Source organism: Halorubellus amylolyticus (genome assembly GCF_034808145.1).
GTDB lineage: Archaea > Halobacteriota > Halobacteria > Halobacteriales > Natrialbaceae > Halorubellus.
Genome location: NZ_JAXHGM010000002.1, coordinates 270,015 through 283,089 on the forward strand (window position 1 = coordinate 270,015; position 13,075 = coordinate 283,089).

Sequence of the window (13,075 nt, forward strand, 5' to 3'; positions counted from 1 at the left end):
GTCGACGGTGGTGTCGGTTCGTGGTCGAAGCTGGCGCCGGTTCGGGGTCGAAGTTGGTGTCGGTTCGTGGTCGGCGTCGTCGTCCGTGCTGACCGGTCCCGCGCCTTCACTTTCACTCTGGTTTGGGAGGGTTCAAGTCGCTCCCTCACGAACGCTCTCACAGAGATGATTCCGAGTGCCCGGTAGCGACAGCGCCACAATTAAAACAGGGTTGTGCAACATCAATCGGAGTGGAAATCCGACCATTTATGGTACCTTCGCGTGTACCAAATCTTCGTCTCGAACGATGCATATGACACCATCTACAGCCGCCGAAAACGCCCGCAAGCTCGATGCTGCGGGCGGAGAGGGGAAGCGATGAGTCGGTCGAACGTCGGAGCGGACGAGGTCGACCTGCCGATCAAGCGAACCGAGGGCGAGACGCTGGAGGACCGCCTCACGGGGAACGCGTACCACAACATCCTGCCGGCGCGCTACCTCCGCAAGGACGCGAACGGCGACCTCATCGAGGAACAGGAGGACCTCTTCGTTCGCGTCTCGAAGAACATCGCGCTCGCGGAAGCCGTCTACGAGGCCGACAACCGGGACGTGACCGTCGAGGTCACGCCCGACCAACTCAAGCCCGACCACCCGCGCCGCGACGAGCTCGCCGAGGAGGTCTTCGGGAAGGGCACCACCGTCGACGACGACGCGACCACCGAGCTCTCGGTGTACAACGTCAACAAGTTCGCGTACGACACCGTCGTCCCCGAGCTCCCCGGCGCCGTCCGCGAGCACGTCGAGGAGAAGGCCGACGAGTTCCAGGGCCTCATGGAGAACCTCTCGTTCATGCCGAACTCGCCGACGCTCATGAACGCGGGCGACGAGCTCCAGCAGCTCTCGGCGTGCTTCGTCGACTCGCCCGAGGACGACATCGACGACATCCACCAGACCGCCAAGGAGGCCGCGCAGGTCTTCCAGTCCGGCGGCGGCATGGGGTACGCGTTCTGGCGGCTGCGGCCGTACGGCGACGCCGTCGGCTCCACCGGCGGCATCGCCTCCGGCCCCATCACGTTCATGCGGACGTACGACCAGATGTGCGAAACCATCGCACAGGGTGGGGCGCGTCGCGGCGCACAGATGGGCGTCATGCGCATCAGTCACCCGGACGTCATCCAGTTCATCCACGCGAAGAACAAGGACGTCAGTCTCGCGCACTCGCTGCGACTCAACGACCCGGACGACTACACGCACAACTCCTTCGCGGACGCGCTCGAGGAAGCGCGGGAACTCATCGACGACGACGGGAAAGTCCCGAAGCACCTCCGGAACGCCGTCGAAGGCCACCTCTCTAACTTCAACATCTCCGTCGGCGTCACCGACGACTTCATGGACGCGCTCGACGCCGGCGAGGAGTTCACGTTCACGAACCCCCGCACGGGCGAACCGCACGTCGCGACCGCGGAGACCGAGGAGCTCTACCAGATGTTCGGGCTCGGCGAGCACGTCGAGGTCGGCGAGGAGCTCTCCATCCCCGCCGAAGCGATCTGGGACGACGTCATCGAGGGCGCGCACGAGAACGGCGAACCCGGCGTCATCTACCTCGAACGCGTCAACAAGAAGCACTCCTTCGACGTCGAAGAGCACCCCGAGCACCGCATCCTCGCGACGAACCCCTGCGGCGAGCAGCCGCTCGAGGAGTACGAGGCGTGCAACCTCGGGCACATCAACCTCTCGACGCTCGCGGACCTGGACGCGCCGGACTGGCGCGTCTGGTACGACGAGCACGGCGACGAGTACGCGGACCTCGAGAGCGCGGTCGACGCGTTCCTCGACGAGGCCATCGACGTCGAGGAGTTCGAGCGCCGCATCGACCTCGGCACGCGGTTCCTGGAGAACGTCGTCACGATGTCGGACTTCCCGGTGCCGAAGATCGAGGAGAAGGTCCGCGAGATGCGGAAAATCGGGCTGGGCGTCATGGGGCTCGCGCAGCTGTACATCCAGCTCGGGATGCGCTACGGCTCGGAGGTGTCGAACGAGGTCGCGAGCCAGTTGATGACGCACATCAACCACGAGTCGAAGTGGACGAGTCACGAGCTCGCCCAGGAACGCGGTGCGTTCGCGGACTACGCGGATTCGAAGTACGCGGACCCGACGGCGTACGCGGAGTGGTTCGAGCACCACACCGGCCTGGACGCCGAGGAGTGGGCCGACGGCTTCTCCATCCGGAACCACAACACGACGACCATCGCGCCCACCGGGACCACCAGCATGGTCGGGAACACCACGGGCGGCTGCGAGCCCATCTACAACGTCGCGTACTACAAGAACGTCAGCGACGACGTGCAGGGCGACGAGATGCTCGTCGAGTTCGACGATTACTTCCTGCGCGTCCTGGAGGCGAACGACATCGACGTCGACGCCGTGAAGGCGGAGGCCCAGGAGCAGATGGCGTCGAACGCGTTCGACGGCGTGGAGGGACTGGAGACGGTCCCGGACGCCATCGGCGAGCTGTTCGTCGTCACGTCCGACCTCGAGGGCAAGGACCACGCGGCCGTTCAGTGTGCGTGCCAGGACGGCGTGGACTCCGCGATATCGAAGACGTGTAACTTCCCGAACGACGCGTCGCCGGAGGACATGGACGAGGTGTACCGCTACATCTACGAGAACGGCGGGAAGGGCGTCACCGTCTACCGCGACGGGACGCGCTCGAAGCAGGTCCTCACGACGCGCGCGGACAACAAGGAGTTCGCGGACGAGGACGAGGCCGCGGAGGTGCTCGTCGAGCAGATCCAGGACGTCTTCGGCGGGATGGAGGCGTTCCTGGAGAACGACGACGTGCAGGCGGCGCTGACCGAGGAGGTCTCGGGGCTGCTCGCGGCCGCGGACGGCGACCGTCGCCGGAAGCGCGACCGGCCCGCGGCGCTCCGCGGCGTCAGCCAGCGCGTGAAGACCGGGTACGGGAAGCTGTACGTGACGATCAACGAGGACCCCGACAGCGGCGAGCCGTTCGAGGTGTTCGCGAACATCGGGCACTCCGGTGGGTTCACGAACTCCTTCACGGAGTCGCTCGGGAAGGTCATCTCGACGGCGCTCCAGGCGGGGGTCGACCCGGACGAGATCGTCGACGAGCTCTGCGGGACGCGGAGCCCGAAGGTGGCGTGGGACCGCGGCGAGCAGATCCAGTCCATCCCGGACGCCATCGGGACGGCGATGCGCCGGTACCTCGACGACGACATCGACAAGCCCTACCCCGAGCAGGCGACGCTCGAGGAGGCGGCCGACGACGGCGACGCCGCGACCAAGCCCGACGGCGGGCCGACGGCCGCGGTGGACGCGTCGTCGCCGAGTCCGCCCGCTGAGGGCGAGCCGGCGGTCGAGGAGTCCAGCGACGCGGTCGACGACCTCATCGCGGCCGGAGAGAGCCCCGAGTGCCCCGAGTGCGGTGGGATGTCGCTCGCGTACACGGAGGGCTGCAAGACGTGCGAGTCCTGCGGTTGGTCGGAGTGCTGACCGGGTAGTCGCGGTTCCGCGACTCGCGGCTTTTTGTTCCGGGCGTCGTAGCTGTCGGGTATGGAGGCTGCAGTGTTCCACGGCGAGCGCGACGTCCGTATCGAGGAAGTGCCGGACCCCGAGGTCGAGGACCCCGGGGACGCGGTGGTGCGTATCACGCATACCGCGGTCTGCGGGTCGGACCTCTGGTTCTACCGCGGGGAGCGCGAGTACCCGACACCGGGTCGCGTCGGGCACGAACCGATGGGGGTCGTGGAGGCGGTCGGCGAGGACGTGACGAGCGTCCGTCCCGGCGACCGCGTGCTCGCGCCGTTCGCGATCAGTTGCGGCGAGTGCGAGTTCTGCCGGAAGGGCCTGTACACGTCCTGCGTCGAGGACGCCGGGTGGGCCGGCGAGCACGACGGCGCGCAGGGCGAGATGGTGCGGTGTCCGTTCGCGGACGGGACGCTCGTGCGCGTCCCCGACCGGTACGCGGACGACGACGACGTTCTCGAATCGCTGCTCCCGCTCACGGACGTCATGTGTACGGGCCATCACGCGGCGGTGAGCGCGGGCGTCGACGCGGGGGCGACCGCGGTCGTGGTCGGCGACGGCGCGGTCGGGCTCTGTGGCGTCCTCGCGGCGAAGCGCCTCGGCGCGGAACGCGTCGTCGCGGTCGGCCACCACGAGGACCGCCTCGACATCGCGGAGTCGTTCGGCGCGACGGAGACGGTGAGCGCGCGCGGCCAGGCGGCGGTCGACGCGGTCCTCGACGTCACGAACGGCGGCGCGAACCACGTCCTGGAGTGCGTGGGCGCGGAGTCGTCGTGGGACACCGCGGTCGACGTCGCTCGTCCCGGCGGGACCGTCGGGTACGTCGGCGTGCCCGCGGGCGTCGAGGACGCCGAGTTCCTCGGGGCGGCGTTCTCGAAGAACGTCGGTCTCGAGGGCGGGGTCGCGCCGGTCCGGGCGTACGTCGAGGACCTCATGGCGGACGTCCTCCAAGGGACGCTCGACCCGTCGCCGGTGTTCACGAAGACCGTCGACCTCGACGGCGTCCCCGAGGGGTATCGCGCGATGGACGAACGCGACGCGGTCAAGGTCCTCGTCGAGGTCTGAGCGCTCGCGTCGTCGTCGCCGGCGTCGCCCGCGACCTCACCCGTTCGCGGCGGTTCCGAGCCCGAGGTCCTCGCTGAGGTTCGCGTACAGCGACTCGAAGCTCGTCTCGTCGGCGGCCGCCGCGGCTGCGATGGCGCGTGGTTCGAGCGTCGCCTGCCGCGTCGCGCCCTCGACGACGAGCGCCTCCGCGAGCTCCCCGCGGTACTCGGCGGTGTGGTGCGTGCGGACGACGCCGCCGAAGTAGCCCGCGATGGCGTCGGTCCGCCCGCGGACGGAGAGGTCGAGGTCGTCGACGTCGGGGTCGAACGCGACGTCGTCGCGCTCGCGGTCCCGGCGCGCGACGTCGTCGAGCGCACCCAGTGACCCGGGCGAGAAGTCGAGCGCGTCGTGTTCGGCGGCGAGTTCCGCGCCGAGGCGGTCGAACGCCGCGACGACGTCCGCGGGCGCGGGCTCCTCTCGCGGGTCCGTCTCGTCCTCGAAGGGGTCCTCGTCGGCGAGCTCGGGCGTGTCGACGTCGAGCTCGCTCGCGAAGACGTCGTGGACGACAGCGAACGACGACTCGCCGTCGAAGACGTCCCCGAGGACGCTCGGGACGGTGAGCACGAGCGGCTGGCCGCGATGCGTGGCCGGGAGTTCGACGACCCAGCCGGCGCTCTCGTCGAACGTCCACTCGCCGTCGTACGCGCGGACGAACGTCTCGCCGAGGTACGCACCCATCCGTCGGATGGACTCGTCGAGCGCCTCGACGTCCGCGTCCGCCTCCCCGTCCGCCCCGACCGCTTCCTTCCGCTCGTCGTCGCGCTCGGCGCGTGCGAGCGCGGCGTCACGTTCCGCGTCGACCGCGGCCGCGACGTCGTCGAGGGCGAGCAGGGACTCGGGCGTGTAGTCGAGGTCGGCGTCGGGGTGCGCGTCGACGAACTCGGCGGCGAGCTCGCGCGGGCGACTCGCCTCGTCGCCGTCGGCATCGCCGGGTGTGGCGGGGTCGTCGGCGTCGTCGCCGCGACCGAACAGTCGCTTCAGGGACGACAGCGGATTCATGCCCGAGCGTTGGTCGCGGGCGCGGAAAGGCGTGTCGCGCGCCGCGTCGTCGTCGCCCACCGGTCGCGGCCCGAGCCGCCCGTGGTCGGGGGAAGGTTCACGGCCGCGCCGCACCGACGCCCTGTCGTGATAGCCTCCCGGACGGACCGCCTGCTCGTCGTCGCACTCGCCGGCGTCGCCCTCGGCGCGCTCCCGCCGTGGCTCCTCCGGAACCCGTTCTACGACGGCGTCTCACCGGCCGTCTACCACCCCGGCCAGGGGACGGGCCTGGAAACGTGGGGGCTCGCGACGCTCCCGCTCGCCGTCCTCGCCGTCGGCGTCCTCGTCGCCCGCGACGGCCGCGTCGCCACGACCTCCGCCGCCCTCGTGGGCGCCGCCGCCGCCGCCGTCGCCCTCGACGCCGCCGCCGAGGGCGTCCTCGTCCCGTGGCTCCTCCCCGGCCCCGGCGTCGTCCTCACCGCGACCAGCGGCGTCGCCGTCCTCGCACTCGTCGCCCGCGACCGCTCGAACCCGGGGCGTTAGACCGCCACCGTCCGCGCGCGAACCCCGGGCGTTAAGCCGCCCCGACCGGAACGTCCACGCGATGACCGACGACGCCGACGCGACCACGGCAACCGGCGGCCGCCCCTGCCCGATGTGCGACGCCGTCCTCTACCGCCGGCACTGCAAGTACGTCTGCCCGAACCACGGCGTCGTCATGGACTGCTCCGACACATTCCACCTCCAGCGCGAGTAGTCCCGCTCACCGCGTCACCGGCTCGCGTCCAGACCCGGCCTACGCGCGTAAGTCGTCAAGGAAACGCCGACCTGGCGGTCGGCGTATGCTAGGTGAGTCAGTCGCCAAGGAAACGCCGACCTGGCGGTCGGCGTATGCCAGATGAGTCGGTCACACGGAGACCCGCTGGTAGAGCGGGCCGGCGAGGAGGATGGCGGCGGCGACGGCGAGTCCGGCGACCATCCGCGGGTCGACCGCGCCGACGCCCTCGGCCGAGAGCGACGACAGCGAACTGCCGACGAGGACCGCGGCTATCGTCCACGGGAGCTCGCCGACGACGGTCGCGGCGCAGAACGCGGGAAGGGAGACGCCGGTCATCGCGGCGGTCGCGGTGACGGCGTCGGCGGGCAGCGGTGCGAGTCTGGCGGCGGTGACGCCGCGGAAGTCCCCGGTCGCGTCGAAGTACGAGCGCGCCGCGGCGAGGAACCGTTCACCGGGAGCGAGCCACGACAGCGGGTTGTCCTCGCCGTCCCCGAAGTACCGGCCGGCGGCGAACACCGGCATCGACGTGAGGACCGCGCCCGCCAGCCCGACCGGGACGCCGACGGCGACGCCGTACCCGTACCCGACGACGACCGCGACGAGCGTCGTCGGCCACGCGACCAGCGGCCGAAGCAGGTAGCACGCGACGAGCGCCACGCCGAGGACCACGGGGTCGTCCGCGACCGCGTCGAGCGTCGAGAACGCCGCGCTCGGCGACACCGCGAGCGACGCCACGACGACCGTGGCGACGAGTGCGACCCCGACCGCGGCGCGACGATGCATCACCACCGACTACCCCCCGGGTGCATGAACGTCTTTCCCTCGACGGCACCGAGACGCGACCGTCCCGACTGGGCGAGCGTCGCTGGACGGCGTCGGGGCGCGCAACGCTTTTGGCTCGCGGGCGTGCACTCGAACCCAATGGCTTCCGACGACCGACCCGACGACCCGGGTCGCGGGGCGGACCCGACCGACGCTGACGACGTGGCGGGTACGGGGCCGACCGGCGGGGTGGACGGCGACCCCGTCGAGGTCGGCGTCGAACTGCTCGCGAAGGCCGAGGACGCGGAGCTGTCGCTCGCCGACGCGATGGACCGCGTCGAGGCGGTCAGTACCGCGCCGACGGTCGTCCGCGAGATACTGGACACCGCCGAGATGCGTGGCGTCATCGAGCGCGAGGACGGCGTCGTCGCGGTCGCCGGCGGCGGCGGGTACGTCTCTCAGACGACGGACGTGGTCCGCCGTGACGGCGACTACGACTGCCGGCGCTGCGGGACCGGCCTCTCGACGGGGCACTTCGTGCAACTGGACGCGGGCGAACTCGGGCCGTTCGGCTCCGAGTGCGTCAGGAAGGTCACGGGCCGCGACGACTGACCGCGTCGCTCGCGACCGTCGCGGTCGAGCGCGCTACGGGCGCTCGCGGAGCTCCTCGATGAGCTGCTGGATGAGCGCGCCCTGCTGTTCGAGGAGCTCGTTCTGCGCTTCGACGCGGGATTCCAGGTCGTCGATGCGGTCGGCGAGGTCCGCGGGCGTCACGCCCGACTCGGTCGCGGGCTCGAACCCGGCGGCCGCGAACCCGTCGCCGTCGCTCTCGCTCCCCTCGGTCCCGGCGTCGTCGACGCCGTCGTCCGTCGCGCTCGCGTCGCCGGACGAGAGGAGCTTCGACGACTCCTCGGCGTCGCCCGCACTCGCGTCCGCGGCGCCGTCGGCGTCCGCCACGTCGGTCGCGGGCTCCGCGCGGCGTCGACCGGTCGACTCACCGCCCTCGGCCGCCTGCGGTCGGCGGTCGGTGGACTCGTCGAGGGGGTCAGTGCGTCGCTGGGACGCGTCCGCGTCGGGAGCGACGTCCGCGTCCGCCCCGCCGGACACCGGCCGACGCGGGTCCGCGTTCTCGTCCGCGGCGTCGGTCGCCGGGGGGCTCGCGTCCAGGGACTCGGTCTTCTCGTCGTCGAGGAACGGGTCGCCGCTCGTGTCCGCCGGCCGCGACCCCGAGTTCGACCCGAGCGGGTCGACGCCCTCGCCGAAGTCGACGCCGCCACTCCCGGACGGCGAACCGCCCGGGGACGCCGGCGTCTCCTCCGCCGGGTCGACGAGCGCGTTGAGCTCCGCGACCGAATCCACGTCGTAGTACGCGAACAACGCCTGCGTGAGGCGTTCGCGGACCACCGCGATGTGCTCGTTCGGCGTCTTGATGCGCTGCGGGCGTCCGTCGACCGCGATGACGATCTGGGTCGCGACGCTGCCCTCCTCGAAGTCGAGCGCCGTGACGTCCTCGAAGTGGTACTGCTCGTGGTCGTCGTCCCAGACCGCACTCCCGACGTGCTTCAGGAGCCGGTCGCTCGTGACGATGAGCGTCAGCTCGCTGAACCGGAACGTCTGCACGACCGTCTCCCCCGGGTCCGTGACGCCGGAGCCGTTGAGGACACCGGCGAGCACGGGATGGAGGACGTCGTCGGCGACACTCGAGGGGACGGTGAAGTCGCGTTCACCGTCGAGACTGTACGTGAGCGTGATGCGCGTCTTCCGACGACCGTCCTTGACGGTGACGCGCTCTGCGTCGTGCGGGTACGACTCGACGGACTCGTCGCTCAGGAGGCTCTCCGAGCGGTAGACGAGCGTCCGCGACGCGGTGACGAAGAGGCCGTCCTCGCCGCCGAGGGACACGCTCGCAGCGACCTCCTCGCCGTCGAGCTCTCCTTGCACGATACCCGGAACGTCCATGCGCCGTCCTTCACGAGAGGACGGCTTAAATCCGTGGGGACGTCGTGTCGCCAGGGCGATGAGAACGACTGGGACCCCCTCACGTACCGCGGTAACATGAGAAGGTTCAAGTCCCGGAGCGGACTACGAACTGGTGAGGCCGGGTGGCTTAGCTGGACATAGCGCCGCACTCATAGGGTTTCAGAGATTCGGTGCGGTACCACAGCCTTGGAAGGCGGTCGCGTGACCTCGGGGCCCGCCGAGCCTCGAACCTGGGTCATGCGGAGATCGCGGGTTCGGAGCCCGCCCCGGCCACTTCTCACACGGAAGAACGAACGATAGTGAGTGACCTCTCTCGCGGGAGGAGTACGATGAACGGTTCGGCGGACCCAGGCTCAGATGCCGTCGGGATGCGTGAGTTGCCCGTCGGCTTCCGCGACGAGTCCACGCTGTATCGCGGCGTCGAGTATCGCCTCGCACTCGTGGTCCGGGATGTCGTACGCGCTCCCCGCGATGGACTCGATTTCGGCGCGAGGCACCGGGAGGTCGCGGTTCTTCAGGAGCCGGACGACCTTGTTGTACGTCCGCGGATCGACGTCCGGCGTGTCGCTTTCGCTCGACGACCCGCTCCCGGTCGCGTCGGTGCTCGCGGACTGGTCCTCCTTCGTGGTCGCGTCGGTGCTCGCGGCCCGGTTCTCGCTCGTGGTCGCGTCCTCGCCCTGGTCGTCGAACGCGATCGGGTCGCCGTCGTCGTCCGAGTCCGCGTCCGGGAGGGTCGCCGTCGGCGCGTCGTTCGCGTCGGCGAACACGCTGCCAGAACCGGTGTCGTCGGCGTCGTCGAACACCGACGTGGTGTCGTCGACCTCGAACGGCGTCCCGTCGTCCGCGGTCGATGCTCTCCCGGTGGTGTCGGCGTCGTCCGCGGGCGCGTTGTCGCCCGGCGTCGTCGACGTGCCGTCGTCGGCGACGTCCGAGAGGACGCTCGACGGAGCGGTCGAGTCGGCGTCACCGCCCGGACCGGGTTCGTCGCTGCCCGCGGTCGAGTCGACGTCACCGCCCGCGTCGGTGTCACCGGCCGCGGACGTATCCGCCCCCGCGGTCGCCGGGGCGTTCGCCGCGGCGACGACCGGGTCGAGGACGCGCCCGAGCTTACGCTCGCAGGTCCCACAGAGGACGACGGTGGTCTGCTGTGCTGGCGTCGGCGCGAAGGCTTCGGGAACGACGGTCGACTCCCTGAGCGAGACGTCCATCGCCGCGCCACAGAAGTAACACGAGGAGAGGTCGGCCATGCCCGAGTTCGACGCCCGCAGCGCACCTAAAACTTCCCACGTCGCGCCACGCCGATGATTCCTCTCACGGTATCGGCGAAAAAATAATGCGCCTCGAGAGCGAGGGTCACGTCATGAGCGAACACGACGAGCAAGGCGCCGGTGGCGGGATGGTCGACCGGCCGACCGCGGCGGCGCTCGCCGCGATTCCGTCGAACGACCCGGTGAGCACGGCCGAGGTCGCCGACGAACTGGACGCCACGCGAGCGACCGCGCGGGAGGCCCTCCTCGAACTGGAAGCCGAGGACGAGCTCGCGCACCGAGAGGTCCACGGTCGCGTCGGCGTCGTCGACGTCTGGTACCGACCGCTCGAGACCGACGGGGCGACGCTCGACGAACGCGTCGACGACGCGCTCGCCGAGCTCGCCGTCCCCGGCGCGAGCGAACTCATGCAGGACTGGCGTCGCGACGCGGTCCGCGAAGCCTTCGAGCACCTCCGCGACGCCGAACGAGCGGACGCGTCCGCGGTCGTGGACGCGGTGTACTCGACCCACGAGGCCGGGTTCGAGAGCGAGGAGGCCTGGTGGGGGATGGTCGCACCGCGACTCTCGCGACTCCCCGGCGTCGAATCCGGTGACGACGGCGAGCCGTGGCGGTTCGTCGACGACGTCTAGGGAGACCGCAAGCGAGAAGGACCCCGTCGAACGCACGCGAACCGCCTCGGGCGACGCGTGTGAATCAGTAGATGAGCTCGTCGTCGTTCTCGACCATGTAGAGCGTGCGCGCCGCGATGTTCACGGCGTGGTCGCCGACGCGCTCCAGGTCCCGTATCGTCAGGAGGAGGCGGGAGACGTCGGCCATGAGCGTCTCGACGTTCGCGCCGTCCTCGAGCTCCGTCTCGATGAGGTCGCGGACGACCATCTCGCTCGCGTCCTGGCAGAGCTCGTCGAGGTCGTCGTCGCTCGCAGCGATCTCGCGACAGGATGCGGTGTCCTCGGTCTCGTAGGCGGCCATGGCGTCCCGGACCATCTCGGCGGTCACGTCGCCGATGGCCTGCACGTCGACCTCCGGGAACACGTCGCGGTCCGCTTCGAGCGTGTACTCCGCGAGGTTCACCGCGAGGTCGCCGACGCGCTCCAGGTCGGTGATGATCTTGAACGACGCGGCGATGAACCGGAGGTCGCTCGCGACCGGTTGCTGGAGCGCGATGAGGTCGATGCACTGCTGTTCGAGTTCGAGGTAGGTGTCGTTGACCTCGCCGTCGCCCTCGATGACGGCGCGAGCGCGCTCGTCGTCCTTGGACTCGAGGGCGACGAAGGCGTCCTGGAGGCGGTCGAGGACGAGTTCGCTCATGTAGAGGATGTCCTCCCGTAACTCCTCGAGTTGGTCCTGGTAGTTCTGCCGTGGCATACGCGAACCTGAGACCGTCCCCGTTCAAAAAGCTTCGTCACTCGACGCAGGATTTTCTATAGTGTGTATATCGATATGTTGGACTATATACTACACGTAGTTTTCGGGTGTGGGCGGTTGCTCTCCCGACCTGTTTCGACCGTGCTCGATACTGGTACTTCGACGATTGTGCCGGGGCTGTCCCGGTATTCCCGTGTGCGTGTGGGGAGCGACCACGAGCCGACGACGCCAATATATAGGAATAGTCGGATTTATGGTCGGCGGTCGGATATCGACTGGCATGGAGACGCGCAAGGTGCAGGTGACCGGTGGGTCGACGTTCACCGTGTCGCTCCCGAAGGACTGGGCGACGGAGAACGGCGTGTCGGCGGGGACGACGGTCGAGTTCTACCCGGAGGACGACTCGCTGCTGTTGACGCCGAAGAGCGAGACGGAGCGCACGCGCGGGAGCCTCGACGTCACGAACCTGGAAGGCGAGCAGCTGACGCGCGCGGTCATGACGATGTACGTCTCCGGGTTCGACATCATCGAACTGGAGGCCAACCGCATCACGACCGACCAGCGTCGCGCCATCCGCGAGGCGACCCAGGGCTTGGTCGGCGTCGAGGTCCTCGAGGAGACCGGCGACAGCGTCGTCATCCAGGACCTCCTCGACTCCTCCGAGCTGAGCATCACGAACGCGGTGACGCGGATGCGTCTCATCGCGCAGTCGATGCTCGAGGACGCCGTGTCGGCGCTCGTCGAGAACGACGCGGACGTGGCGCGGGACGTCGTCGAGCGCGACGAGGACGTCGACCGCCTCTGGTTCGTCGTCTCCCGCATCTTCCGCTCGACGCTCCGGTCGCCCCGGGCCGCCGAGGAACTCGGCGTGAGCCGCGAGGACTGCTTCGACTACCACTCGAGCGCCCGCCAGCTCGAACGGATCGCGGACCACGCGGCGAAGATCGGGAACCTCGCGCTCGACCTCGAAGGGATGGACGACGAGCTCGCTGGCGCGTTCGACGACCTCCACGAGGACGCGGCGAACGTCGTGGACCTGGCGATGGACGCGCTGTTCGAGGACGACGCGGACGAGGCGACGCGGCTCGCGAACCAGGCACGCAAGGACATCCTCGGGATCGACGAGCACACGCGACGCATCGACGAGTTGCTCCGGGAGCGCGACCCGCAGGTCGCGCAGAGCCTCGGGCTCGTCGTCGACTCGCTCTCGCGGAGCGCGGACTACGGCGGGAACATCGCCGAGACCGCGCTCCAGAAGGCCGCGCCCAGTCCCTGAGCCGTCGAGGGGGCGCGAGGACGGACCGAGGGATTT

12 protein-coding genes and 1 tRNA gene are annotated in these 13,075 nt (G+C 69.8%); 8 read left to right on the forward strand and 5 right to left on the reverse strand.

Annotated features, from left to right (window positions below; all coding sequences use genetic code 11):
- The first annotated feature begins 357 nt into the window (after positions 1-357).
- Both SM754_RS07070 and SM754_RS07075 read left to right on the forward strand, forming a co-directional pair.
- A complete protein-coding gene (locus tag SM754_RS07070; RefSeq protein WP_323675524.1) occupies positions 358-3,492 on the forward strand; it encodes an adenosylcobalamin-dependent ribonucleoside-diphosphate reductase in 3,135 nt (1,044 codons plus the stop codon).
- Between the two features lie 60 nt (positions 3,493-3,552).
- Entirely contained in the window at positions 3,553-4,590 is a 1,038-nt protein-coding gene (locus SM754_RS07075; RefSeq protein WP_323675525.1) for a zinc-dependent alcohol dehydrogenase family protein, read from the forward strand.
- 36 nt (positions 4,591-4,626) lie between these two features.
- On the opposite strand, the gene SM754_RS07080 is transcribed toward SM754_RS07075, so the two are convergent.
- Positions 4,627-5,628 (reverse strand): hypothetical protein, encoded by a 1,002-nt coding sequence (locus SM754_RS07080; RefSeq protein WP_323675526.1) that lies wholly within the window; start codon positions 5,626-5,628, stop codon positions 4,627-4,629.
- Positions 5,629-5,754: 126 nt separating this feature from the next.
- Here SM754_RS07080 and SM754_RS07085 point away from each other — a divergent pair, with 126 nt between their 5' ends.
- Entirely contained in the window at positions 5,755-6,150 is a 396-nt protein-coding gene (locus SM754_RS07085) for a hypothetical protein (protein ID WP_323675527.1), read from the forward strand.
- Positions 6,151-6,211: 61 nt separating this feature from the next.
- Positions 6,212-6,364, forward strand: coding sequence for an HVO_2523 family zinc finger protein (locus tag SM754_RS07090; RefSeq protein ID WP_323675528.1), 153 nt, complete (start codon positions 6,212-6,214; stop codon positions 6,362-6,364).
- 150 nt (positions 6,365-6,514) lie between these two features.
- On the opposite strand, the gene SM754_RS07095 is transcribed toward SM754_RS07090, so the two are convergent.
- Positions 6,515-7,168 carry a TVP38/TMEM64 family protein gene (locus SM754_RS07095; RefSeq protein ID WP_323675529.1) on the reverse strand — a complete coding sequence of 218 codons (654 nt, stop codon included), beginning with the start codon at positions 7,166-7,168 and terminating at the stop codon, positions 6,515-6,517.
- Between the two features lie 138 nt (positions 7,169-7,306).
- Between SM754_RS07095 and SM754_RS07100 the strand changes: the two genes are divergently transcribed.
- The gene (locus SM754_RS07100) at positions 7,307-7,759 is read left to right on the forward strand and encodes a DUF5830 family protein (RefSeq protein WP_323675530.1); all 453 of its coding nucleotides are present in this window, start codon (positions 7,307-7,309) and stop codon (positions 7,757-7,759) included.
- A 33-nt stretch (positions 7,760-7,792) separates the two neighbouring features.
- Here SM754_RS07100 and SM754_RS07105 read toward each other — a convergent pair whose 3' ends face one another.
- Positions 7,793-9,106: a DUF7115 domain-containing protein gene (locus SM754_RS07105; RefSeq protein ID WP_323675531.1), complete on the reverse strand. Its 1,314-nt coding sequence runs from the start codon at positions 9,104-9,106 to the stop codon at positions 7,793-7,795.
- A 137-nt stretch (positions 9,107-9,243) separates the two neighbouring features.
- Between SM754_RS07105 and SM754_RS07110 the strand changes: the two genes are divergently transcribed.
- Positions 9,244-9,400: transfer RNA gene (locus tag SM754_RS07110), tRNA-Met, on the forward strand.
- Between the two features lie 80 nt (positions 9,401-9,480).
- Here SM754_RS07110 and SM754_RS07115 read toward each other — a convergent pair.
- The gene (locus SM754_RS07115) at positions 9,481-10,374 is read right to left on the reverse strand and encodes a DUF8528 domain-containing protein (RefSeq protein ID WP_323675532.1); all 894 of its coding nucleotides are present in this window, start codon (positions 10,372-10,374) and stop codon (positions 9,481-9,483) included.
- 113 nt (positions 10,375-10,487) lie between these two features.
- Here SM754_RS07115 and SM754_RS07120 point away from each other — a divergent pair, with 113 nt between their 5' ends.
- Positions 10,488-11,027 (forward strand): hypothetical protein, encoded by a 540-nt coding sequence (locus SM754_RS07120; protein ID WP_323675533.1) that lies wholly within the window; start codon positions 10,488-10,490, stop codon positions 11,025-11,027.
- Positions 11,028-11,091: 64 nt separating this feature from the next.
- Here SM754_RS07120 and phoU read toward each other — a convergent pair whose 3' ends face one another.
- A complete protein-coding gene (phoU, locus tag SM754_RS07125; protein ID WP_323675534.1) occupies positions 11,092-11,763 on the reverse strand; it encodes a phosphate signaling complex protein PhoU in 672 nt (223 codons plus the stop codon).
- A gap of 280 nt (positions 11,764-12,043) precedes the next feature.
- Between phoU and SM754_RS07130 the strand changes: the two genes are divergently transcribed.
- Entirely contained in the window at positions 12,044-13,039 is a 996-nt protein-coding gene (locus tag SM754_RS07130; RefSeq protein WP_323675535.1) for a PhoU domain-containing protein, read from the forward strand.
- Positions 13,040-13,075 lie beyond the last annotated feature (36 nt).

What these genes read in the sequence shown, in the direction of transcription:
- SM754_RS07070 (WP_323675524.1), top strand. Translation starts at nt 358, where the DNA reads ATGAGTCGGTCGAACGTCGGAGCGGACGAGGTCGACCTGCCGATCAAG.
- SM754_RS07075 (WP_323675525.1), top strand. Translation starts at nt 3,553, where the DNA reads ATGGAGGCTGCAGTGTTCCACGGCGAGCGCGACGTCCGTATCGAGGAA.
- SM754_RS07080 (WP_323675526.1), bottom strand. Translation starts at nt 5,628, where the DNA reads ATGAATCCGCTGTCGTCCCTGAAGCGACTGTTCGGTCGCGGCGACGAC.
- SM754_RS07090 (WP_323675528.1), top strand. Translation starts at nt 6,212, where the DNA reads ATGACCGACGACGCCGACGCGACCACGGCAACCGGCGGCCGCCCCTGC.
- SM754_RS07095 (WP_323675529.1), bottom strand. Translation starts at nt 7,168, where the DNA reads ATGCATCGTCGCGCCGCGGTCGGGGTCGCACTCGTCGCCACGGTCGTC.
- SM754_RS07100 (WP_323675530.1), top strand. Translation starts at nt 7,307, where the DNA reads ATGGCTTCCGACGACCGACCCGACGACCCGGGTCGCGGGGCGGACCCG.
- SM754_RS07105 (WP_323675531.1), bottom strand. Translation starts at nt 9,106, where the DNA reads ATGGACGTTCCGGGTATCGTGCAAGGAGAGCTCGACGGCGAGGAGGTC.
- SM754_RS07115 (WP_323675532.1), bottom strand. Translation starts at nt 10,374, where the DNA reads ATGGCCGACCTCTCCTCGTGTTACTTCTGTGGCGCGGCGATGGACGTC.
- SM754_RS07120 (WP_323675533.1), top strand. Translation starts at nt 10,488, where the DNA reads ATGAGCGAACACGACGAGCAAGGCGCCGGTGGCGGGATGGTCGACCGG.
- phoU (WP_323675534.1), bottom strand. Translation starts at nt 11,763, where the DNA reads ATGCCACGGCAGAACTACCAGGACCAACTCGAGGAGTTACGGGAGGAC.
- SM754_RS07130 (WP_323675535.1), top strand. Translation starts at nt 12,044, where the DNA reads ATGGAGACGCGCAAGGTGCAGGTGACCGGTGGGTCGACGTTCACCGTG.